21 protein-coding genes are annotated in these 21,863 nt (G+C 47.6%); 15 read left to right on the plus strand and 6 right to left on the minus strand.

Annotation, left to right across the window (positions count from 1 at the left end; genetic code table 11):
• The first annotated feature begins 41 nt into the window (after window positions 1–41).
• The 3 genes from purD to HP398_RS11130 all read left to right on the plus strand — a co-directional run bounded on the left by purD (window position 42) and on the right by HP398_RS11130 (window position 3,529).
• On the plus strand, window positions 42–1,319 hold the full coding sequence (gene purD / locus HP398_RS11120; RefSeq protein WP_173622583.1) for a phosphoribosylamine--glycine ligase: 1,278 nt from the start codon (window positions 42–44) through the stop codon (window positions 1,317–1,319).
• A gap of 297 nt (window positions 1,320–1,616) precedes the next feature.
• Window positions 1,617–2,600 (plus strand): hypothetical protein, encoded by a 984-nt coding sequence (locus tag HP398_RS11125; RefSeq protein ID WP_254476078.1) that lies wholly within the window; start codon window positions 1,617–1,619, stop codon window positions 2,598–2,600.
• Window positions 2,601–2,683: 83 nt separating this feature from the next.
• Window positions 2,684–3,529, plus strand: coding sequence for a hypothetical protein (locus HP398_RS11130; protein WP_173622584.1), 846 nt, complete (start codon window positions 2,684–2,686; stop codon window positions 3,527–3,529).
• A gap of 83 nt (window positions 3,530–3,612) precedes the next feature.
• On the opposite strand, the gene HP398_RS11135 is transcribed toward HP398_RS11130, so the two are convergent.
• From HP398_RS11135 to HP398_RS11145, 4 genes are all read right to left on the minus strand, one after another.
• A complete protein-coding gene (locus tag HP398_RS11135; protein ID WP_173622585.1) occupies window positions 3,613–4,821 on the minus strand; it encodes an MFS transporter in 1,209 nt (402 codons plus the stop codon).
• Window positions 4,822–4,832: 11 nt separating this feature from the next.
• Window positions 4,833–5,216, minus strand: a complete 384-nt coding sequence (locus HP398_RS11140) for a MarR family winged helix-turn-helix transcriptional regulator (protein ID WP_017249722.1) — start codon at window positions 5,214–5,216, stop codon at window positions 4,833–4,835.
• Between the two features lie 171 nt (window positions 5,217–5,387).
• On the minus strand, window positions 5,388–5,522 hold the full coding sequence (locus tag HP398_RS31180) for an EYxxD motif small membrane protein (protein WP_017249723.1): 135 nt from the start codon (window positions 5,520–5,522) through the stop codon (window positions 5,388–5,390).
• 18 nt (window positions 5,523–5,540) lie between these two features.
• On the minus strand, window positions 5,541–6,080 hold the full coding sequence (locus HP398_RS11145; RefSeq protein WP_173622586.1) for a YgaP family membrane protein: 540 nt from the start codon (window positions 6,078–6,080) through the stop codon (window positions 5,541–5,543).
• 193 nt (window positions 6,081–6,273) lie between these two features.
• Between HP398_RS11145 and HP398_RS11150 the strand changes: the two genes are divergently transcribed.
• The 7 genes from HP398_RS11150 (at window position 6,274) to pdxR (ending at window position 14,941) form a co-directional block, all read left to right on the plus strand.
• Complete coding sequence (locus HP398_RS11150; RefSeq protein WP_173622809.1) at window positions 6,274–8,031, plus strand: adenine deaminase C-terminal domain-containing protein; 1,758 nt, start codon at window positions 6,274–6,276, stop codon at window positions 8,029–8,031.
• A 224-nt stretch (window positions 8,032–8,255) separates the two neighbouring features.
• Window positions 8,256–9,491 (plus strand): branched-chain amino acid ABC transporter substrate-binding protein, encoded by a 1,236-nt coding sequence (locus HP398_RS11155; RefSeq protein WP_017249726.1) that lies wholly within the window; start codon window positions 8,256–8,258, stop codon window positions 9,489–9,491.
• A 61-nt stretch (window positions 9,492–9,552) separates the two neighbouring features.
• Window positions 9,553–10,599 (plus strand): branched-chain amino acid ABC transporter permease, encoded by a 1,047-nt coding sequence (locus tag HP398_RS11160; protein WP_017249727.1) that lies wholly within the window; start codon window positions 9,553–9,555, stop codon window positions 10,597–10,599.
• A gap of 9 nt (window positions 10,600–10,608) precedes the next feature.
• Window positions 10,609–11,892 (plus strand): branched-chain amino acid ABC transporter permease, encoded by a 1,284-nt coding sequence (locus HP398_RS11165; protein ID WP_106834489.1) that lies wholly within the window; start codon window positions 10,609–10,611, stop codon window positions 11,890–11,892.
• 21 nt (window positions 11,893–11,913) lie between these two features.
• Window positions 11,914–12,690, plus strand: coding sequence for an ABC transporter ATP-binding protein (locus tag HP398_RS11170; RefSeq protein WP_144617864.1), 777 nt, complete (start codon window positions 11,914–11,916; stop codon window positions 12,688–12,690).
• A gap of 14 nt (window positions 12,691–12,704) precedes the next feature.
• Window positions 12,705–13,412, plus strand: a complete 708-nt coding sequence (locus tag HP398_RS11175) for an ABC transporter ATP-binding protein (protein WP_069847329.1) — start codon at window positions 12,705–12,707, stop codon at window positions 13,410–13,412.
• A gap of 71 nt (window positions 13,413–13,483) precedes the next feature.
• On the plus strand, window positions 13,484–14,941 hold the full coding sequence (gene pdxR, locus HP398_RS11180; protein WP_173622587.1) for a MocR-like pyridoxine biosynthesis transcription factor PdxR: 1,458 nt from the start codon (window positions 13,484–13,486) through the stop codon (window positions 14,939–14,941).
• A gap of 118 nt (window positions 14,942–15,059) precedes the next feature.
• Here pdxR and HP398_RS11185 read toward each other — a convergent pair whose 3' ends face one another.
• Window positions 15,060–15,596 carry a hypothetical protein gene (locus HP398_RS11185; protein ID WP_173622588.1) on the minus strand — a complete coding sequence of 179 codons (537 nt, stop codon included), beginning with the start codon at window positions 15,594–15,596 and terminating at the stop codon, window positions 15,060–15,062.
• Between the two features lie 226 nt (window positions 15,597–15,822).
• Complete coding sequence (locus HP398_RS11190) at window positions 15,823–16,584, minus strand: IclR family transcriptional regulator (RefSeq protein ID WP_017249733.1); 762 nt, start codon at window positions 16,582–16,584, stop codon at window positions 15,823–15,825.
• A gap of 201 nt (window positions 16,585–16,785) precedes the next feature.
• On the opposite strand from HP398_RS11190, the gene HP398_RS11195 reads away from it, so the two are divergent.
• From HP398_RS11195 to HP398_RS11215, 5 genes are read left to right on the plus strand one after another with little or no spacing between them, the layout of a single operon-like run.
• Window positions 16,786–17,904 carry an ABC transporter substrate-binding protein gene (locus HP398_RS11195; RefSeq protein ID WP_017249734.1) on the plus strand — a complete coding sequence of 373 codons (1,119 nt, stop codon included), beginning with the start codon at window positions 16,786–16,788 and terminating at the stop codon, window positions 17,902–17,904.
• A gap of 8 nt (window positions 17,905–17,912) precedes the next feature.
• Window positions 17,913–19,007, plus strand: coding sequence for an ABC transporter ATP-binding protein (locus HP398_RS11200; RefSeq protein ID WP_017249735.1), 1,095 nt, complete (start codon window positions 17,913–17,915; stop codon window positions 19,005–19,007).
• A gap of 3 nt (window positions 19,008–19,010) precedes the next feature.
• Complete coding sequence (locus HP398_RS11205; RefSeq protein WP_173622589.1) at window positions 19,011–19,853, plus strand: ABC transporter permease; 843 nt, start codon at window positions 19,011–19,013, stop codon at window positions 19,851–19,853.
• Window positions 19,850–20,650, plus strand: a complete 801-nt coding sequence (locus HP398_RS11210) for an ABC transporter permease (RefSeq protein WP_048031089.1) — start codon at window positions 19,850–19,852, stop codon at window positions 20,648–20,650. Before HP398_RS11205 ends, HP398_RS11210 begins: the two co-directional genes overlap by 4 nt.
• 12 nt (window positions 20,651–20,662) lie before the next feature.
• On the plus strand, window positions 20,663–21,799 hold the full coding sequence (locus tag HP398_RS11215; RefSeq protein WP_173622590.1) for a M20 family metallopeptidase: 1,137 nt from the start codon (window positions 20,663–20,665) through the stop codon (window positions 21,797–21,799).
• Window positions 21,800–21,863 lie beyond the last annotated feature (64 nt).

The following is a 21,863-nucleotide window of genomic DNA, read 5'->3' on the forward strand; positions in this document are numbered from 1 at the left end:
GTACTTACGAGTGGATTACCTCTCACACAGGAGGAAATACGATGAAAATATTAGTGATCGGCGGTGGCGGTCGAGAACACACGATTGCCTGGAAGCTGTTGCAGAGCTCTAAAGTGACAAAGGTATACTGTGCGCCAGGAAATGGGGGCACTGCCCAAATCGCACAAAACGTGCCGATTGGCGTTTTCGATTTTGCTGCACTGGCTCAATTCGTCAAAGATGAGGGAATTGATCTGACAGTCGTTGGCCCGGAAGATCCTTTGCTGGCGGGGATTGTGGAATTTTTCCAGGAGCGCAATCTGCCGATCTATGGCCCGAACCAAAAAGCGGCAATGATCGAGGGCAGCAAGTCTTTTGCGAAAAATTTAATGAAACGCTACGAGATTCCGACGTCTGCCTATGAATCGTTCCTCGATTACGAATCCGCGAGTGCGTACATGAGAGAGCAGGGAGCTCCTATCGTTGTCAAAGCGGACGGCTTGGCAGCGGGGAAAGGGGTCGTTGTCGCAGAAACAGTGGAGGAAGCGGAAGAGGCACTCCGTCAGATCATGCAGGAAAGCGTCTTTGGTGAAGCGGGAGCGCGCGTGGTCATTGAGGAGTGCATGTTCGGCGAAGAGCTGTCGCTGCTGTCTTTCGTCGATGGAGAGACAGTTAAGCCGATGATTACTTCTCAGGATCATAAGCGAATCTTCAATGATGACCGAGGCCCCAATACAGGCGGCATGGGAACATACGCCCCGGTACCGCAAATGTCTGCTGAGCTGGTAGACGAGATCGTCAAAACGATTGTCCAGCCGATGGCGTCAGGGATGGCCAAGGATGGCATTCCGTTCAAAGGCATTCTCTACACAGGTCTGATGATTACGGAGCAAGGCCCGAAGGTCGTGGAATTCAATGCGCGTTTTGGCGATCCAGAGACACAGGTGCTCTTGCCGTTGCTCGAAACAGATTTGCTCGATATTTTTGTCGGAACGATCAATGGTGAGCTTGATGCAGTTGATGTGACATGGCAAAAAGGAAGTGCTGTCTGTGTCGTCATGGCAGCTCCGGGTTATCCGGGAGAATATCCAAAGGGTGCGTTGATTCAGGGACTGGGTCAGGCAAACGAGGGAGCGACGGTGTTTCACGCAGGTACGAAGGCAACCGAGGAAGGCATCGTTACGAGCGGTGGCCGTGTGCTTGGCGTCGTGGCAACCGGAGCGGATTTGGCGCAAGCGCGTGAGACAGCGTATGCGAAGGTCCAAGGGATCTTGTTTGATGGGGCGCAGTACCGCACGGATATTGCGGCACGAGCGATGAAGTATCAGCAAAAGTCGTAACAGCAAAAGAAACTGTTCCTTAGTGGGAAATTCTACTAGGGAACAGTTTTTTTTGAAAGATAAGTGAGTTCACGTTAGCATTCACTTTTATTTATTCAAATCCTTGAATTAAATAACTTAATTTTCCAAAAGTTATAGAATCTATTTACCGAAGATAGTGAATGTAGTATAAATGTTTATGGTAATATATGTAATATTTACCAAAAATATTTATTGAAGGGGGCGGAAGGTTGATTGCTACAATATGAAGTATCAACTGAATTTATGTTTAAGAATCAAAGGTGGATAACGGTGTTTATGGTCATCGCATTGTTATTTGGAAATGCTAGTGGTATTTTTGCAAAAACGAGCGATGAGAATGACGGCTATATTCAGCGAAATGAAATTGAACAGTATATAAACATGTTGTCAGAAGAGGGTACAGATAATTCCAAAAAATTGAGTGCTGAGTTAGATAAGTACTTGGAAAATAACGAATATTACTTGTTCGAAGAAATTGCTTTAATTGTTGATGAGTATGCAGATAATACAACGCAGTCTGAGAACAACGATAATAATATGCCGGTAATAGATAAAGAAGCTTTACAGAGGGACTTTGAGCGAATAGATGCGCTTGCTAAAGAATATTATGATTACTATCAGATCCACAATGAATTCCCAGAAGAGGTGGAGATCAGAAGTATAACGACGAGCCACGCTCTAACAGTATTAGAAGATATAGGGATTAAAATAACTGAGAAACAGTTACTTAAACGCTTAGCAGCATTGGGGGTTATTGCTGCGATTGATGGCCCAATACCTGTTGGGGATTTTATAGCTCTTGTTACAGGAGCGGTAATAACAGGTGAATTTGTAGGCGATTATGTTGCAAACCAGGGTGCCCTTGCTAAGGAAATAGGGGAATATTTTGACAGGTCCTTTATTAAATTTGTGACTAAAAGTGTTACAATGAGTGAAGAAGTTGAATATCAAATTAAAAAGAAAAAAGTAAAACATTTCAAGGCTTATTTAAACTCAGACGGTGGAATAATAATTTCTGAACCTTTAACTCTCAGTCAGGCTCAATTAGAAGCAAGAAGGGGAGGGGAAACCTTCAGTGTTAGCAAAAATTATGCAGAAAAAGTTGTAACACAGGAGAACTATAAATTTGAATACGAAGATCCCCATTATTTTGATAGGCATGGTAGATTGATGGTAGCTAATCTTCCTCATTTCCATTTAACAAAGAAGGTTAGTGGACAGTGGGTAAGATTAGACGGACATCATTTCTTCCCTTGGTAAAAATATAGGTTAACTGATTCGGCGTAACATTATTTTCTGTTACGCCCTTTCTTGATATGATTGCTGAAAAATAAGGAGATACCATGCGACTAAAGGTTGTTGACGTTGAAGCATTTTTTATAGTTGGTATTGAAGTGGATTGTTACTATGATCGGGACGAGTTCTTGCAAGCGCCAGATTCCAGATTGTGTGAAATTAATAATGTCGTCGACAGTCATTTATACTATGAAGTTTGGAATTCGATTTCGGAAAAGAAAATGATAGGTAGACGAGTAAGTATCATCACTCATGTTCCTGACGGGTGTGTCGTGGTGACCATTCCCACTGGTCCCTTTGCAATGATCCATAAGAGCCAAACCAATAATGAACACGATCTGTTTGCAATGACGAATTATGAGGATATCGAAAAGATTGAATTTAGAACTCTCATGCTAAAAGACGAGACGGCAACTGTTGTGCACATGTATCGTCCAGTTGAGTATAGAGAAGATGTATTGAACATTCGTAACATACCTGTCCTTTCTAAAGAAGTGTCAATCCAATTGAGAGAGCAATACATTCATACATTTTTTAACGTCAAGGGTGATTGTGTAAGGGAGTTTTTTTACAAACGGTACGTAAAACTAGACAAAGGCTATTTATGGGGATTTATCCAGGGAGACAGAACCACAGGGTTAACAGTTTCAGAAGCGATGGATTATCTTCATGACAAAGAAGAAGTATTATTTTTCTGGGATTCTGTTAGTTCGATTGGAAGAGACTTCACTCGAAATAAAGTATTCAGGCTGAGTACCAAGCGATTATTACAATCATACACCCGCTTTACTTTTGATCTGTATATCTTTGACTCTACATTGACCTGGACGATTATTTTTCATCATGAGCCGGATGCAGAAGGTTACAAATGTTGTTTGGTTACTAGTCCATAGGTGTTATAACGAAGTAGCTGTTCCCCATGAAGAAATTTGTTCATAGGGAGCAGCTTTTTTATGGGGAAAATAGGTTGTTTCAACTACACACCAACGTTTTCACTCGTCAGCGCCGCCTTTTTCGCCTTGGCAGCAGCCAGCTGCGAAAGGAAATAAACGATGAGGAACAACAGCAAGCACGCTGCCGACCAGCGGTACATGACAGAGTAGCTCGAATGTGTCGCAATGACACCGAGGAGCACAGAGCCGACCGCGATACCCAGATCGATGGAATTAAAGAACAGTCCATTCGCCATGCCGCGTTGCTCAGGTGTGACGACCTTCACCATCCACGCCTGGATAGATGGCTGAATCATGCCATAGCCAAGCCCGTAGAAGGCAGCAGAGACGAGAAGCAAGGACTCTGTTGTTGTCAGGGACAGGAGCAAAAGGCTGACCCCGACGAAAATCGCACCAGGAGGCAGGACAGCAATGTGCCCTTTGCGATCATACAGCTTGCCGGAAAAAGGACGAATCAACACCATCGCCAGTGCATTCGTAAGGAAAAACCAGCCAACATTCTCAATGTGGGCTTCTTTTCCGTACAAGGCCAAAAAGCTGAGAATCCCGCCATACGTAATGGATAGACAAAAATTCAATCCAGCTGGAAGCAGCAGCTTTTTATCATAGAACCGGCGAATGCCTGTGACGGAGGGCGTGTTTTCGGTCGACACAGGAAGTTGATTATACGCACGAATGAAATGCATCAACGGAAAAATAATAGCAACGAGTAGCACGAGAACCATGAGCATCCAGCCAAACCCAAACGAGTTCAACAGTCCAAGTCCAATCATCGGGCCGAGCGCCATAGCCAAGCTGGTCGATAAGCCGAAATACCCCATACCTTCGCCGATCCGTTTGGCAGGAATCACATTGGAGACAATCGTCGGAAAGGTCGTGCTGCCCATACCAAAGCCGATGCCTACCAAAATTCGCAACAGAAGAAAGAAAACAATGCTTCCCGCCCAATAATAGCCTGCGCTAAAAATCGCGACGAATCCAAGTGCTACGATCGCCAAGATCTTACTGTTTTTCGTTTTCAATGCTTCCCCAGTAAACACCCTTGCGACCACTGCTGAAAGTGAAAACAAGCTAATGACCAGGCTGACGACAAAATCATTGGCCTGATACGCTTCCTTCACATAGGCAGGGAATGTTGGGGTCTGCATTTGAACAGTGAGAAACAACATCAAATTACACACCGTTAACAGGACAAAATCTCTCGTCCACAGTCTCTCTCTACTCTCTCCCAATGCTGTCACTCCTAGTCTGTCGTTTTTCTATTGATGTTCTCGTTAATCTCCAGCAAGATTTCCCGCAAGAAGGCCAGCTTTTCAGGAGAGATCCCTTCCAAAATGTCTGCAACGGCATGAGCCTCTACGGGAATCGCCTGCTCAATCCATTCCCGTCCTTTCGGGGAAAGGGTAATGATGTAGGCACGGCGGTCTTGTTCGCTCAATGTCTTTTCGATAAAGCCTTTTTTGGCGAGTGTGTCTAAAATGCGTGTCATGGAAGGCTGATCCTTGGCCGAGCGCTGGGCCAGCTCTTTTTGATTGATGCCCTCTTCTTCTCGTAACCGATAAAGGACGGCAAACTGCTCCGTGGTCAAATCAAACTCCTTTAAAAAAAGAGAGACATAATGAATCATTCTCCGGTATGTATTTCCAATGAGAAATCCAACCGGTTCTTTTTGCCAATGATCGATCAGGGGAATGACCCTCTTTCGTTCAAAAATACTTGCAATGACAATTATATGTATAACAAGTAATTATGTAAATGGAAAAAACCGCCCGATGACAGGCGGTTGGTTGCTTCTCCTTTACTGACGATACCTTCCTTTTCTTCTCGACGTTCGAAAGAAGTAATATCCCATCACGCCGATGACGCCAATGATCATGGCAATGACAAAGAAGTTATGCGACATCCATTCATACATCTGGGAGCCGACAAGCATATGCAGTGCCTCCTCTCCTTATGTGTACGTGGGGTAGCGATTGCTGCTGTTGTTATTATCTTGGGAACGAAATGAAATGAACTCTCTTGCCGCCTTTTCGAGAAGTTGATCCTCGGGAGTAAGCTGCGCGTTTTGCTGATTGTCGATAGGTTGTTTTTCCTGGTTCGCTGATGATTGTGGGCTTGCAGAATACTGTATGTTTGCCTTATTCGTTGTCGCTGAAGTGTTGCTCGCATCATCTTGGCTATTGTTCGAGTCTTTGATGGGCGCAATATTCATGGAGCGCGTGAACTGATTGACCGCCATCTGCACGCCTTTCTTCTTGAGCTGATCCATCATGCCCTGCATGCCATTCCCTTTTGTCGTATTGATGCCCATCGCTGCGTACATCGGACAAAAGCGCGTAGCCCCTTCTGCTACTTTCATTGCTGAAAAAGCCATGAGCAGCCATGGAGCATTGTATGGGCGACGACTCATTCTTCCGATGCCGTATGCCAAGCCTAACAGACCGCCAGTCATACGAATCATGGCATCCGTTCTACCTACGTTTTTATGCATGAGAGTTGTCCTCCTGTCGCAATGACTTCTATTCGATAGTCTGCGATGAAGGACGACAAGACACCCGTGGGAATTGTTACTACCATCACCAATCTTGCAGGGGAATGATTTATGGGCGGCGAAGCTGTAAAGAGCAATGAATGATCGTTCATTTTTTAAAAACATCGGCAGACCAGCAAGGAGAGAAGAAATGATGCGCGTACGAGCCATATCAGATCGTGATTACTTGAACATGATTCGCGTGAGCAGACGTCAAGCACCGGCAAGCCTCTGGATAAAGGGTGCAAGCGTTCTCAATGTGTACACAAAAGAATGGCAAGAGCATCACGTCGTAGTGGCAGGAGAACGTATTGCTTATGTAGGAGAAAAAGAGCCATTGGTCGATGACCAGACCGTGATCATGGAGGCGGCTGGGCAGTATCTCGTGCCAGGATACATCGAGCCACACGCGCATCCGTTTCAATGGTATAACCCTTACACGTTGGCTGACTTTGCACTGCAAACGGGAACGACTGGAATGGTGTCGGACTCACTGATGCTCATGCATCTTCCTTTTTCGCAAACGGCAGCGATCATGGATTCACTGGCAGCTCATCCGGTGAAGCAATTTTTCTGGGGCAGACTCGATCCGCAGACAGGGAGGGCTCATCCGGCGTTCACTAAGGAAAGCTTGGCGCGAATGCTGGAGCATCCAAGAGTGATCCAGGGTGGGGAGTTGACGAATTGGGGCGGGGTTTTACAAGAGGATGAGACGCTGCTTTTTGGTTTGAAGCATGCGCGGGATTTAGGCAAAAGGATGGAAGGGCATCATCCGGGAGCTTCTTACGAGACCTTGAACATTGCCGCAGCAGCTGGCGTAACAGCTTGTCATGAAGCCATCCATGCAGCAGATTTGTTGTCGCGCATCCGTTTAGGCATGTATGCGACACTGCGCCATTCCTCCATTCGCCCTGATCTGCCGGAGCTGGTGAAAGGGTGGCTTGCGCTGGGGGTGCCGTGGTCATCACGGATGATGCTGACATCGGATGGAAGTACGCCGCCGATGCATCGTGACGGGTTCATGAATAGTACGATCCGTGTGGCCATCGAAGCGGGGATGCCGCCAGAGGAAGCATATGTCATGGCGACGTTGAACCCGGCTGTCTATTACGGGCTGGACGCTGAGGTCGGAGGAATTGCGCCAGGCCGAATCGCGGATATGCTGTTGTTGACTGCAAAGGATCAACCGACACCATCCATCGTGATTGCAAATGGACAACTGGCAGCAGAAAATGGAAACTTGCTTGTTCCAACGGTTCAGCCACAATGGGATGAAGCTTCGTTGCGATTGCAAGATCCCTTGGCGAAGAGAGCCAATCCAGAATGGTTCCGTCTACGGCCAGATGAAGACAGGAAGGCCCCAGTCTTGGAAATGCTGAATGCCGTTATCACGCGGTTGTCGCTAGAGGACATGCCCGTCGATAAGGATGGTTATGTAACTTTGCAGCATGATCCGCAGTTGGCGCTGATCGCCATCATCGATGCGACTGGCGGCAAGCGAACATTGGCAGTGCTTCGTGGCTTCGGTGAGCAGCTTGAAGGGCTGGCCAGCACCTATTCCGCGTCTGGCGATTGGATCGTAATCGGACGCAATCCCCAAGCGATGGCGCAAGCATTGGAGCGTATTCGTGAAATAAAAGGCGGAGTCGTCCTGATCGATGAAGGAAAAATGATATGCGAATGCCCATTGCCTCTTGCTGGAAAATACACGTCTGCGCCGATGGACGAAGTGATCAGCATGGGTGAAAATTTGGTAAATCAGCTCCGTGTCAAAGGCCATGTCCATCTCGATCCAATTTATTCAATTCTGTTTTTTACCGCTACTCACTTGCCATATGCGCGTCTGACGGCAGATGGCATTGTCGACATTAAGAGTGGGCAAATCGTCGTTCCGGCACTCCCTTTACCTTGAGGGAGTATTTTTTTGGGTTTTTTTGTTTGTACATCAATGATATATGTACATAAAAAATATTTTACTTCTTGTAAATTATCAGATTTATTTTAAAATAAAAGCAACCAAGCCTCATCTATCTTTATCCCCGAAGAGTCATCATTTTTGAAAGTCGCAACCTGGCTAACGAGGTAGATGGACTGGGTAACAAGAACAAAGAATGATAAAAGGGGGATTCATTCTGAATGAAAAAGCGTTCTTATGTCGGGGTTTTATCTGCGGTATTGGCGGCGAGTATGGCATTAACAGGTTGCGCAGGAAACAGTAATTCAAGCGGCGGAAGTAATGCAAGTGGGGGGCAAAGTCAATCAACTCCAGGCAACAGCGGTGGCGGAACGACAGAGGGTGGTCTCATCAAAATTGCCACACAATCCCCTCTGTCTGGGAGCAATTCCGCTGTCGGAGATGCGATTAAGACTGGCGCGGGTTACGCTCTCGAAAAGCGCAAGGAAGAGTTTAAAGCACTTGGCTTTGATCTCCAGCTTTTCCCTCAGGATGATCAAGGCGACCCGAAAATTGGGGTATCCAATGCGGAGATGCTTATCTCTGATCCCGATGTGTACGGTGTAGTTGGGCACTATAACACAGGTGTTGCGATTCCATCGTCTGTGAAGTACGAGGAAGGCAAGCTGACCATGGTATCCCCAGCCAATACAGGGGTGAAGCTCACGGAGGAAGGCAAGAAAACTGTCCATCGAATTTGTGCTCGCGATGACGCACAAGGACCAAAGGCTGCTCTTTATGCAAAAAATACACTTGGTGTAAAAACGGCCTATATTATCCATGATAAGACAGCATACGGCCAAGGTCTGAGCGATCAAGTGAAGATGCAATTCGAAAAGGACGGAGTCCAAATCCTTGGCTTTGAGGGCATTACTCAGGGCGAAAAGGACTACAGCGCGGTACTTAACCAGGTAACGGTGAAAAAACCGGACATCATCTTCTTCGGCGGTCTTTATCCAGAAGGTGGAATTATGGTCAAGCAAGCTCGTGAAAAAGGATTTAAGGGTTATTTTATGGGTGGCGACGGCTTGGATTCTTCTGATATGATAAAAATAGCCGGTGATGCTGTCGAAGGTGTAGTCTTTACGTCAGTAGCAGGGGACGTAACGCAAACCGAAGAGGGCAAGAAATGGGCTGAAGAGTACAAAAAAGCCACAAACAAGCCTCTGGAAACCTATTCCGTCTACGGTTTTGACTCCATGAACGTCATCCTCAATGGTGTTTTGGAAGCGACCAAAGCGAACGGAGGCAAAAAACCAACCCGCGAGCAAGTCCTCGATGCAGTACACAAAACCAAAGATTTTCAGGGTCAATTCACCAAGGTTACCTTTGATGAAAAAGGTGACAACACAAATGCAGATGTATTCATTTATAAGTTCGACAAGGACAAATCCATTTTCGTAGGCAAGGCCGAGTAATCACACCACACAACGCGCACACACTCCCATGCCTCATATCAGGATAGGGGGCTGCACGCCGGTGTTGGCCCCTTTTCCACGAGAAAACAAGTCCAGTCAACGGAATGGATGCAGAAAATTTGTACAAGTCTACAAGAGAAATGAGGGATGGGAAAGCATGATCAATATTTTGCCGCAGGTGTTGGTTGACGGATTGACACTTGGATTTATGTACGCAGTGGTGGCTTTAGGCTACACAATGGTTTACGGGATTTTGGAAATTATCAACTTTGCCCATGGAGACATTTTCATGGTCGGAGCCTTTATCGGTACAGAGGTATTATTGATCTCTGATGCGCTAGGGGCACTTGAAGGTATGAATCCATTTGTCGCACTTTTCATAACACTCATAATTGCCATGGTATTAACTGGTGCTTTGGGGGTAGGAATTGAGAGGATTGCCTATCGACCATTGCGCGGAGCACCTCGTCTTGTGCCGTTGATTTCGGCGATTGGCGTATCGTTTTTGCTGCAAGACCTCGTACGTTTTACAGAAGCACTGGCTCGTAATGAGTTTTATCTGAACAGTCCCGCTCTTTTTACAGGTTCGATTCCATTAGGAAGTATTGCTACGATTCCAACAAAAGGATTGATCGTAATTGTAATTGCGATCGTCATGATGATTGCGTTGACGTTATTTGTGAATAAAACAAAATGGGGAATCGCCATGCGCGCCGTCGCACAAGACCAGAGTACGGCTTCGCTGATGACCATAAATGTAAACAAAGTAATCATGCTTACGTTTTTGATTGGCTCCAGCCTGGGTGGCGCTACAGGTGTTCTGTTTGCGCAAAACTACGGGACGATCGATCCGTATATCGGTTTTATTCTTGGATTAAAAGCATTTACAGCTGCCGTTCTCGGCGGGATTGGGAACCTGCGTGGTGCGATGATCGGTGGCGTACTCCTCGGTCTTCTGGAATCCCTGTCCGGTGCCTTTATGGGGCCGTTGACCAACGGAGCCTTTGGTGCAGAGTACAAAGACGTGTTCGCGTTCAGTATTTTAATTCTCGTGCTTCTCTTCAAGCCGGAAGGACTGTTTGGCGAAGCTGTAAAAGAGAAAGTGTAGGTGAAATAAATGGCAAATCTCGCTTGGAAATCGTTTAAAGGCATTCCGCTGGTATTCACGTTGATTTGGATTGTAGCTTTTTCTGCCGCGTTGTACCTTATGGATAAATCGGTCATTGCGTTTCTCGGTATTCTTTCTTCCATTGTGCTTGTCTATTACACCAATACCTCAAAGACGATCAAGATGGTGATTGGCGCTATCGTTCTCCTCCTGATCATTCCGTTGGTAGCCGGTGAAAACCGTTACTACATGGAGGTAGCATCACAGGTAGGCATTTACGTAGCGATGGCTTTGGGCCTGAATATCGTAGTAGGCTTTGCTGGTCTGCTTGACTTGGGTTACGTCGCGTTTTTTGCTGCTGGGGCTTATGCGTACGCGATTTTCTCGACTTCGCAAGCGAATGAGTTTATTGCAGGGAACCTGTTCCCGCTATCCGGTGAGTGGTTTTGGCCATTTCTCATAGTCGGCTTGATTGTGGCTGCTGTTTTCGGAATATTGCTAGGATTGCCAGTTCTCAGAGTAAAAGGAGATTACCTCGCGATCGTGACCTTGGGCTTCGGTGAAATCATTCGCATTGTTTTCAACAACCTGGATAAGCCCATCAACATCACCAACGGTCCGCAGGGAATCACGCCGATTCCGTCTCCAGAGTTGTTTGGGATCAAAATGGGGACGCCGTTTTACTTTTACTTCATCGTGTTGTTTGTGATTGCCTTTATCGTTTTGGCGAATATACGCTTTGAGCATTCTCGTTTGGGCCGTGCATGGATTGCGGTACGTGAGGATGAGCTGGCTGCCCAGTCTATGGGGATTTCCCTGTTGAATACCAAGCTGGCTGCATTTGCCTTGGGTGCTTCCTTTGCTGGTGTCGTCGGTGTTATCTTTGCGGCCAAGCAGACGTTTATCGATCCGACCTCCTTTACGCTGATGGAATCGATCGGGATATTGGTCATGGTCATTCTGGGTGGTAGTGGCAGTATACCAGGGGTTGTGCTTGGTGCCGCTTTTGTCACAATCTTGCAGGTACAGCTGTTAAAAGAATTCTCCAACTTCCTGCACGGTCTGCAAAATGCGGGGATCATCAGTTTGCCTAACCAGCTGGACCCATCCAAGTTCCAGCGACTCATTTTCGGAATTATGCTCATTCTCGTTGCCTTGTATCGCCCTAACGGATTGATTCCGGCCAAACGGAAGAAAAACGATCTCGATGCGATCAAAAATAGCGAGTTTGGCAAAGAAAAGCTGGGGATTCTCGGTAAACTGTCCCAATTGGCTTCTGGAAAACAGTCATAGCGGACGAGGAGGGAAATGAGCATGGCATTGTTAGAGGCAAAAAATTTAACGAAGCGCTTTGGTGGCTTGGTAGCCAATCAAGACGTCTCGATTGGGATCGAAAAAGGTAGCATTACGGCTGTCATCGGACCGAATGGGGCTGGAAAAACGACTTTTTTCAATATGATTACCGGATTTTACGAGCCAGACGAGGGAGAAATCCTGCTGAACGGCAAAAGCATCAAGAAGCTTCGTCCTGATCAGATCGCGAGTCGCGGTATCACCCGTACTTTTCAAAACATTCGTCTGTTCAAAGAAATGACGGCATTGGAAAATGTCATGGTGGGTGTGCATAGCCGCTTATCGGCTGGAATTCTCGGAATCCTGTTCAATTCCAAACGGGTACGCCAAGAGGAAGAGCGGACGCGCGTCGAAGCTTATCAGCTCATGGAGTATGTCGGGATCTCACATATTGCCAATGAAGCAGCAGGGAGTCTGCCTTACGGGTTACAACGAAGATTGGAAATTGCCCGGGCGATGGCGACCAATCCGCAAATCATTTTGCTCGATGAACCGGCGGCAGGGATGAACCCTCGCGAGACGGTTGAGATGACGGATTTTATTCGTCGGCTGAAAAAAGAGCTCGATTTGACGATTATCTTGATCGAGCATGATATGAAGTTGGTCATGGGACTTAGCGAATACATTCACGTGCTGGATTACGGGAGAAAAATTGCAGAAGGAACACCCGAACAAATCCGCAATAACCCTAACGTCATTGAGGCCTATCTCGGAAAAAGTGCGTCGGACGTGTCGTAGAAGGAGGAAAATCGATGGCATTGCTAGAGCTGACTAACGTTCATACGTATTACGGCGGCATCCACGCATTAAAAGGATTGAGCATGACGGTAAACGAGGGCGAAGTGGTGACACTGATTGGTTCCAACGGGGCAGGTAAATCGACCACGTTGAAAACGATATGTGCGCAGACTCGTGCCAAAGAAGGAAAAGTTATCTTTAATGGCAAAGATATTACGCAGATGCGTACACATGATATTGCCTTAGCAGGAATCGCCCACGTTCCGGAAGGTCGCCGCATTTTTCCTAAGCTGACCGTACGCGAGAATTTGGAGATGGGTGCCTTCAGTGTATCTGATAAAAAGGTGATCGAAGAAGGAATCGAGCGTGCCTTTGCTTACTTTCCACGACTGAAGGAACGGGTAAATCAAAAAGGTGGCACGATGTCCGGAGGCGAGCAGCAAATGCTGGCGATTGCTCGTGGACTGATGATGAAGCCCAAAATTCTCATGCTCGATGAGCCGTCGATGGGATTGGCGCCGATTCTGGTGGAGCAGATTTTTGACATCGTTACGGAGCTGAACAAGGAAGGCATGACGATTCTCTTGGTCGAGCAAAATGCGAATCAGGCACTGTCTGTCGCGCATCGCGGTTATGTGATTCAGACAGGCGAAATTATTTTGAAAGACGACGCCCAGACATTATTGATGAATCCACAGGTAAGAGAGGCGTATTTGGCGTAATAGAAACGTGAGTACCGATGGGGATTTTTGTCTCCGTCGGTTTTTCATTTCGTCAGCGAGGAGGATGTAGCTTGCTAGATATTAGTCCCCGCTTTGTAGAAGGGAGCGAGCCTCTCTATCTACAGCTTTATCGCTATTTTTGTACAGAAATACAAGGGAGGCGCTTGATCTCCGGGACGCGTCTGCCCTCTGTTCGGGCGTTGAGCGGATTTTTGCATGTAAGTAAAACGACAGTCGAAAGCGCGTATCACCAGCTCATGGCAGAAGGCTATATCGAGAGTCGGGAGCGCAGCGGATTTTATGTGGTCGATGTGGACTGGGATGGGCCAATGCCTGTACCCACAGGGAAAGGGCAGCCACCAGTTAAAACGGTTCACGTCCAAACGCCTCCACCTACGACCTCACCAGTCCCGGTTCAATATGATTTTCATCAAGCACGCGTAGATGCCGAGCATTTTCCTTTTGACCGTTGGCGCAAGTACACCAACCAATGCATGCAGGAAGAAAACAAGCATGTACTCTACTACGGTGACCAACAAGGCGAGCCGCAGCTGCGGGAGGAGCTCGCACACTATCTCGGACGTGCTCGAGGTGTACAAGCTACGCCGGAACAAATAGTGATCGGTGCGGGGACGCAAGTGATGATCAGCTTATTGGGGTTCTTATTCGGGACACGAGGACAGGCTGTTGCGATGGAAGAGCCGGGCTATCACGGTGTTCGTGCCGTGTTTTCTCATTTGGGCTATGATGTACGCCCGATCAGGCTGGCGGAGGATGGGATTGATGTGGAAGCGCTCAATGAGAGTGGAGCGCAGCTGGTCTATATCACGCCGTCTCATCAGGACCCGACTGGAATTGTCATGCCGTATGCCAAACGGCTAAAGCTGCTACACTGGGCGAATCAGACAGGGAGCTACATCATGGAGGATGACTACGATGGTGAGTTTCGCTATCATGGCAAGCCAATTCCTTCCCTTCAAGGGCTGGATACGCAGGGACGCGTCATTTATTTGGGGACGTTCTCCAAGGCGTTATTGCCGTCGATTCGGATGAGCTATATGGTTTTGCCACAAACTTTATTGGCGGTGTTTCAGGAGAAATTGGTGGATTTTGACCAGTCGGCATCACGAATTCATCAGGAGACGCTGGCCTTGTTCATGAAAAATGGCGATTGGGAACGGCATATTCGCAAGATGCGGACGCTTTACCGCAAAAAGCATGGGGCTCTGCTTCAGTGCTTGCAGGAACACTTCGGGGCGTACATCCAGATCAAAGGTCAGGATGCCGGGCTGTCCGTAACGGTAGAAGTGAAAAGTGAGAGCACTCCGCAACAGTTGAAGCAAATTGCGGCTGCATCAGGCGTTCGTGTCTATCCAACCGCACATAAATGGGTTCATCCGCAGGAAAATGGACTTCCGGCTTTTCAGTTCGGCTTCGGGGGGCAGACCATCGAGGAGATTGAGGGTGGCGTTCGTCTGTTGAAACGTGCATGGGAGCCTTATTTGCACAAGGACATGGGCGAGGAATAGAACAGGGAGAGTCGCGAATCGTGCGCTAATCGATTATTAAACGGCGATCAAACGATCCCGGTTTAACAAAAGAGAAAAAATGAAAAGCAGCATCCCAGAAAGGGAATGCTGCTAATAATTAAGGGACGTACTGTTCTGTAATTTTTGTGATGATTCCATTCGTTACTTCAATGTGGAATGGTAGATGATAAGGAATTCCCTTGGATAGCACGAACTTTTTAAAAGTATCGGTGTTTACTGATTCATTCCAATTGAAATTGTCATCTTTTATAGAGTTGGTTTGAAGAGTAAAGGAAGCTTTTGGAGAAACTTCAAACGTTCTAATTTTAGGACTGTTATTACGAATGTAATAGGGCATTGGATAGTCCTCTTTTTCTAATGGATGATCTTGGCGATAAGCTTTTGCTCCTGCCTCACCGAAAAACCATTGAACATAGTCAAGCGAGACGATTAGTTTTCCATTTTTCACTTGTAGCGTTTTCACATATGCCATTGATTTTTCAATGGTATTTCCGTGTTTGTCCTTGCTACTTGTTGGAACCATTACTTGGGGAGGAACAGGTGCAGCCGTTCCTTGGGGTGAACCTGCATGAGCGTCAGTACCAAACAATGTACAGAATATCAAAGAGGTAAGCAGCAAATATGTTTTTCTCATAACAGGGTGTCACTTCCTTTCTAATTACATGTAATACGATTCATAATTAGTAAGACGAAAAACGAATAAGACCGTTTCGCCTCAAGATGAAAAATTTTACATAATTTTTGTTGGTGATCTGCGCCATTACAATGGGCAAAACAAGCGAGTCAGCACAAAGAGAAACCTCCTGTCATCAGAGCAGACTGATGAACAGGAGGTTTTTTCATGGCAGTTCAAGCAGATTTCAAGACATTCGATACCCTAACTGAGCAGACATCGCACGTACCGTCGCTAGCGTTTCTTGTAAAATCTCATCTTTTTTCGGCATCACGCGGTCAGAGGGACCGATGACACTGACGGATGCAGTTATGTGTCCAGTCGAATCAAAAATTGGGGCAGCGATTCCGGTCACGCCTGTATTACGTCGATTCGAGCTGATTTCATAACCTCTCTCACGGATCGTCACCAAGTCCTCTTTGATTTGCTCGACCGACGTGTACGAATGAGGCGTGTAGCTTTTCAGGGGATGTTCCTGCAATATCTCGTCCTGAAACTCCTCCGGCTGATAGGCGAGCAAAACCCTGGCGGCGGAGGTAGAGTAAAGGGGAAAACGCCGGAAGGATTCTACGGTAAACCGAACAGGGTGAAGTGAATCCTCTTTGGCTACATAAATCGCGTCCTTGGAATCCTGTACACATAAGACCGCCAATTCGTTTGTCCGTGAGACAAGCTGGTCTAAGAACGGTTTGGAAAAATCAACGATATCGTGATTCGTGAGCACCTTAGTGCCCAGTTCCAAAAGCGTGTAGCCAAGCGTATACTGCTTGGTTTTTTCATTTTGGCGGATAAAGCCTTCAGACTCCAGCGTGGACAGGAGCTTGTGAACGGCTCCCTTGGACAGCTGGAGCTTTTTGCTGAGCTCCGTTACCCCGAGTTCCTTTGGCGAATCGAGAAATATTTTTAACAGCCGACAGCCATTTCGAACAGAAGACAATACTTGGTCCATACAAACGTCTCCTTTGCTTACATTAGCCTTATTTTACGTGTAAGAAACAATACTGACAATCTCGCAATTCAGGCAATGATGATGCTATTACGACTACCTTGAATAGTCTGTATCTTTATGCTAGTATAACATTATCGTTCTCTAATAGGAAACGCTGTTCTCTATTCGTGAACAAAATAGACAATCGGGGGTCGAACTTACATGAAGAAAAAGGCATTATCCGTCTTGTCCATTTTCGCTTTGACTGGTTCCTTGCTGGCTGGATGTGGCTCATCCGCACCACAAACATCTGCTCCTGCACCGGCTGCTGGCAACAATAGCGGCACCGAAGCACAAGCTCAGCTGGAAGACACTCTGGTAGTAGCAGGAAATGGCGCAACCGTTGAAAAGATGATGAAGGATGAAGTCTTCAAAAAGTTTAACGAGAAATATCCGAATGTAAAGCTGACCTATGTTTCCGGGGTTTCTACGGACATCGTAGCGAAGGTTAAGGCACAAAAAAATGCTCCGCAAATTGACTTGACCATCGTTGAGGGCGGCGAGCAAGAGAAGGGTCGTCAAGAGGGCTTGTGGGAAACCGTATCCGCAACAGATATTCCGAACATGAAAAACGTACCGGAAGATTTGCATGTGACGGAGGATAGCGGTGTAGTCGTAAACTTTACGCCGATGGGGATTTCCTACAATGCGGACCTGGTAAAAGAAAAAGGCTTGCCTGTACCGAAGTCCTGGAATGATCTGGCGAAGCCGGAAGTGAAAGGCTACATCACGATGACAGACGTAGCGAGCAACTTCGGACGCTCTGCGATGATCATGCTGGCGTACGCAAATGGCGGGTCCGAGAAAAATATGGAACAGGGCTTCAAACAAATGGAAACGATTGCAGGATACATGCCGACCTTTGCAAAGAGCGCAGCACAGCTTCAGCAAAATCTGCAAAACAAGAGCGCAGCGTACACCACTTGGACAATGGCGCGTAGCTTGACCCAAAAAGAAGCAGGCGTACCATTGGAGTTCGTTTTCCCTGAAGAGGGCGGAAACATCGTACCGAACGTAGCTACGCTGGTAAAAGGTTCGAAGAGTCCAAAAGCCGCTAAAGCATTCGTCGATTTCCTTTTGACAGATGAAATTCAAACGATGTACGCAACGAAGCTGTACTACAATCCGGCAACATCCGTGAAGCTGCCAGACGATGTAGCGAAAACATTGGAATTCGATCGTACAAAGGTAGTCGATTTCGACTATAGCGTAGTGAGCAAGGAAACATCTGCTTGGTTGGATCGCTTTAACAAAGAAATCGCACCTAAAACAGGAAAGTAGGTATTCACGTGACCAAGGTGATTGACGTTGAACTGCGCGGCATCATGAAAAAATTTCAAAGCAATGTCGTGGTTCAAAACTTCAACCTGCAGGTGGAGCAAGGCGAATTCATCTCGTTTCTCGGCCCATCTGGTTGCGGTAAGACCACGACCTTGAATATGATTGCCGGTTTTTTGGACCCGGATGGCGGAGACCTCTTGATCAAGGGGCAGCGAATGAATGGCGTGCCTCCGTACAAACGGGAACTGGGAATGGTGTTTCAGACGTACTCGCTGTTCCCGCATATGACTGTGGCGGAAAACATCGCCTATGGCTTGAAATTACGCAAAGTGAGCAAGCAAGAGATGCAAGAGCGTGTGAATCGTGTACTTGGCCTGGTCAAGCTGCCAAACGTAGCAGACCGCTACCCGAAACAGCTCTCTGGCGGACAACGTCAGCGGATTGCGATTGCACGGGCGCTTGTTATTGAGCCGTCGCTCCTGCTTTTGGATGAGCCGCTCAGTAACTTGGATGCCAAACTTCGGGAAGAGCTGCGCGATGAGTTAAAGCGCTTACATCACGAAATCGGCGTTACGACTATTTTCGTTACACATGATCAAGAAGAGGCGCTCGCGCTCTCTGATCGCATCGTGGTTATGAATCACGGATTCGTGGAGCAAATCGGTACACCGCTGGAGATTTACAATCAACCCGCATCTGAATTCGTACATACCTTCATCGGTAAGACGAACCGTTTGGAAGGGGAAGTCATCGGAATTGACGGGGATGTACTTACGCTGCGGACGACTGGTGGAATGCTCGTGAAGGCGGCAAAGCAACAGCGAACAGTGGCACTCCATGAAAAAGTGATCATTTTTATCCGACCAGAGAAAATCAAGCTGACTGATACAGCAGTCAGTGAGGAAGCGAATCGGGTAAAAGGACATTTGCAGCTTGCCTCCTTCCTGGGTTCGTACACAGAATGTGAGGTCAAGGTCGGGGAGCATACGCTTTCGGTAAAAGTCCAAATGACCGATAGTTCGGTGGACCGCCAAGAAGGTCAAACGGTTTACTGTCAATGGAACGCGGACGACGTACTGGTCATGCCCGCAGGAAGGGGATGACGGATGAGCAAGCGTCTCTCGGTTACATTGTTGACAGCACCTGCGATGATTTTGCTGCTTGGCGTATTCATCCTCCCGATGCTGATGATGCTTTTGCTCAGCTTTCAGGATGAGAATCAGGCGTTCTCTTTTCACAATTATTCATTATTTATACAAGATCCGTACTACTTGGAGATTCTTTGGCGGACAATTCGCGTGAGTCTCTGGACGGTACTGGCGTGCCTCTTGCTTGGATTTCCTGTAGCGATGTACATGGCGCAGGCTACAGGGAAAATGCGTGGAATCGTCACGATGCTGATCCTAGCCCCTCACCTCATCAGTGTTGTTATTCGCAACTTCGGTTGGGTAGTGGTATTGGGGGAAAAAGGGTGGATCAATGAAACATTGATGAGTCTGGGGGTGATCGATCAACCATTGCGGCTGTTGTACAACGAGCTGGGTATTGTGATCGGTCTGACGGATTCCTTTATTGCCTACATGGTTCTGGCGATTGCAACCAGCTTGTATGCCATCGATCCGTCCCTGAATAAGGCGGCATCGATTTTGGGGGCTTCCCGCGCACGTACGTTTTTCAGTGTGACATTGCCCTTGTGTTTGCCGGGGATGATTGCTGGTACGACACTGGTGTTCAGCTTGTCGATGAGTGCTTTTGTAACACCTGCCTTGATGGGTGGAACGTCCGTGAAGGTCATGCCTGTCATTGCCTATGAGCAAATCATGGCGACACTGAACTGGCCTTTGGGTGCGGCACTTGCCTTCCTGCTTCTGGGCAGCACGATTCTATTGGTGACTTTGTATACGAAGCTGATTGAAACCAAGCGGTATAAAGAGGTGTTTGCGTCATGAAAAAAATAAACGTACTCGGACTCATCACATTCTTTGTGCTTGTTTTGGTCAATCTGCCGTTTCTGGTCATCATCCCGAGCTCCTTTACCGCAGCAGGATATCTCGGATTTCCGCCGGAAGGGTTTTCGTGGCAGTGGTATGAAATGATTTTGGATCGACCGGAGTTCATCGATTCGCTGTGGTTCAGTCTTAAGCTAGCTACGGTAACGGCAATTTTGGCGACTCTCATAGGGACATTGGCTGCATTCGCGCTGTCCAAATACAAGTTTCGTGGGAGCGGCATCATCAACGCTCTGATGCTTTCACCGCTTACCGTTCCTTCGCTCATTATCGGGATTTCCGCGCTGCTGTTTTTCACGCGAATTGGTATCGCGGGGACGTTTACGGGGCTTTTGCTGGCGCACATGCTGATCTCGATTCCGTATGTCGTAAGGCTGGTGCTCACAGGGCTTAGCTCGTTCGATTATACGTTGGAAAAAGCGGGATACATGCTGGGGGCCCATCCGTTTCGGGTGTTCTGGGATATTACGTTGCCACTGTTGCGTCCGGCCATCGTGTCGGGGATGATCTTTTCGTTCTTGACGTCGTTTGACAATGTGACGGTTTCCTTATTCTTGGTGGCACCGGATACGACGACGCTGCCACTCGCGATTTTCACCTATATGCAGGAAACACTTGACCCGTTGGTGGCTTCGATCTCCTCGGTGGTCATCCTGCTGAGTCTGGTGTTCATCGTCTTGTTGGAAAAAGTGTACGGACTAGAGCGCCTGTTCGGACTCAATTCACAATCTCACTAAGGAAGAGGCACTATGTCAATCCACACTTATGTACAAGAGAATATGTCCCACTATCTACAGCTACTCGAAGAGGCGGTCAACATGGACTCACCTTCTCGTGACAAACAGCTGGGCGACCGCATGGCGGGCTGGTTCGCTCTGCAGTTTCAACGGCTGACAGGGGGAGTAGCAGAGCTGATCCCGAATAAGACGTATGGCGATCAGGTGCGTTGTACGCTGGGCAACGGGGAAAAGCAAATCCTCATCATCGGTCACTACGATACTGTATGGCTAGAAGGGGAGGCAACTCGCCGACCATTTGCGATCCGGGATGAGAAAGCGTACGGACCGGGTGTATACGATATGAAAGCTGGCGTTTTGCAAGCCATGTTTGCGATGCGGGCATTGGTAAAGCTGGATCGCCTGCCTACAGATAAAAAAATCGTGCTCCTATTAAACAGTGACGAGGAGATCGGCAGCCCGACTTCTCGACGACTTGTAGAAGAAGAAGCCGCGCGTTCGGTGGCAAGCTTTGTGTTGGAGCCGCCAACCGAACCAAGCGGCGCACTCAAAACATGGCGGAAGGGAAGCGCCCATTTTACCGTGGCAGTCAGTGGTATTTCCTCACACGCTGGTGTCGATCATCAAAAGGGTGTCTCTGCTATTGAAGAGCTGGCGAGACAGGTGCAATTTCTGCATGCCCTGACCGATTACGAGAAAGGAACCACGGTCAATGTGGGCGTCATCAAGGGCGGGATTGGCTCCAATGTTGTAGCCGACTCGGCAGAAGCTGAAGTAGACGTGAGATTTATCTCGATGCAAGAGGCATTACGCATTGAGAAGGTAATGAGTGAACTCACGCCAGTGCTCGCGGGAACAAACATCAGCGTAAAGGGAGGCATTCGCCGACCGCCAATGGAGCGTACCGAAGAGACAGGCAAATTATTTTCCCTTGCACAATCGATTAGCATCAATGAACTAGGGATGGCTTTGGAAGAATCGGGTACAGGTGGAGTAAGCGATGGCAACTTCGCTGCTGCTTGTGGAGTCCCGACACTGGATGGACTTGGTGTAAAAGGTGGCTACGCCCACTCACCGGATGAATGGATCGAACTGGGAGAAATATCGACGCGGGCTACTTTGTTGGCGCGGTTGATAGAGGAAGTATAGAGAAAAAAGAGAAGAAGCACCTGCCCTGATGCGAAAGAGATTGCATCGGAGCAGGTGCTTTTGT

The sequence above is a fragment of the Brevibacillus sp. HB1.4B genome, from assembly GCF_013284285.1.
GTDB classification, from domain to species: domain Bacteria; phylum Bacillota; class Bacilli; order Brevibacillales; family Brevibacillaceae; genus Brevibacillus; species Brevibacillus porteri.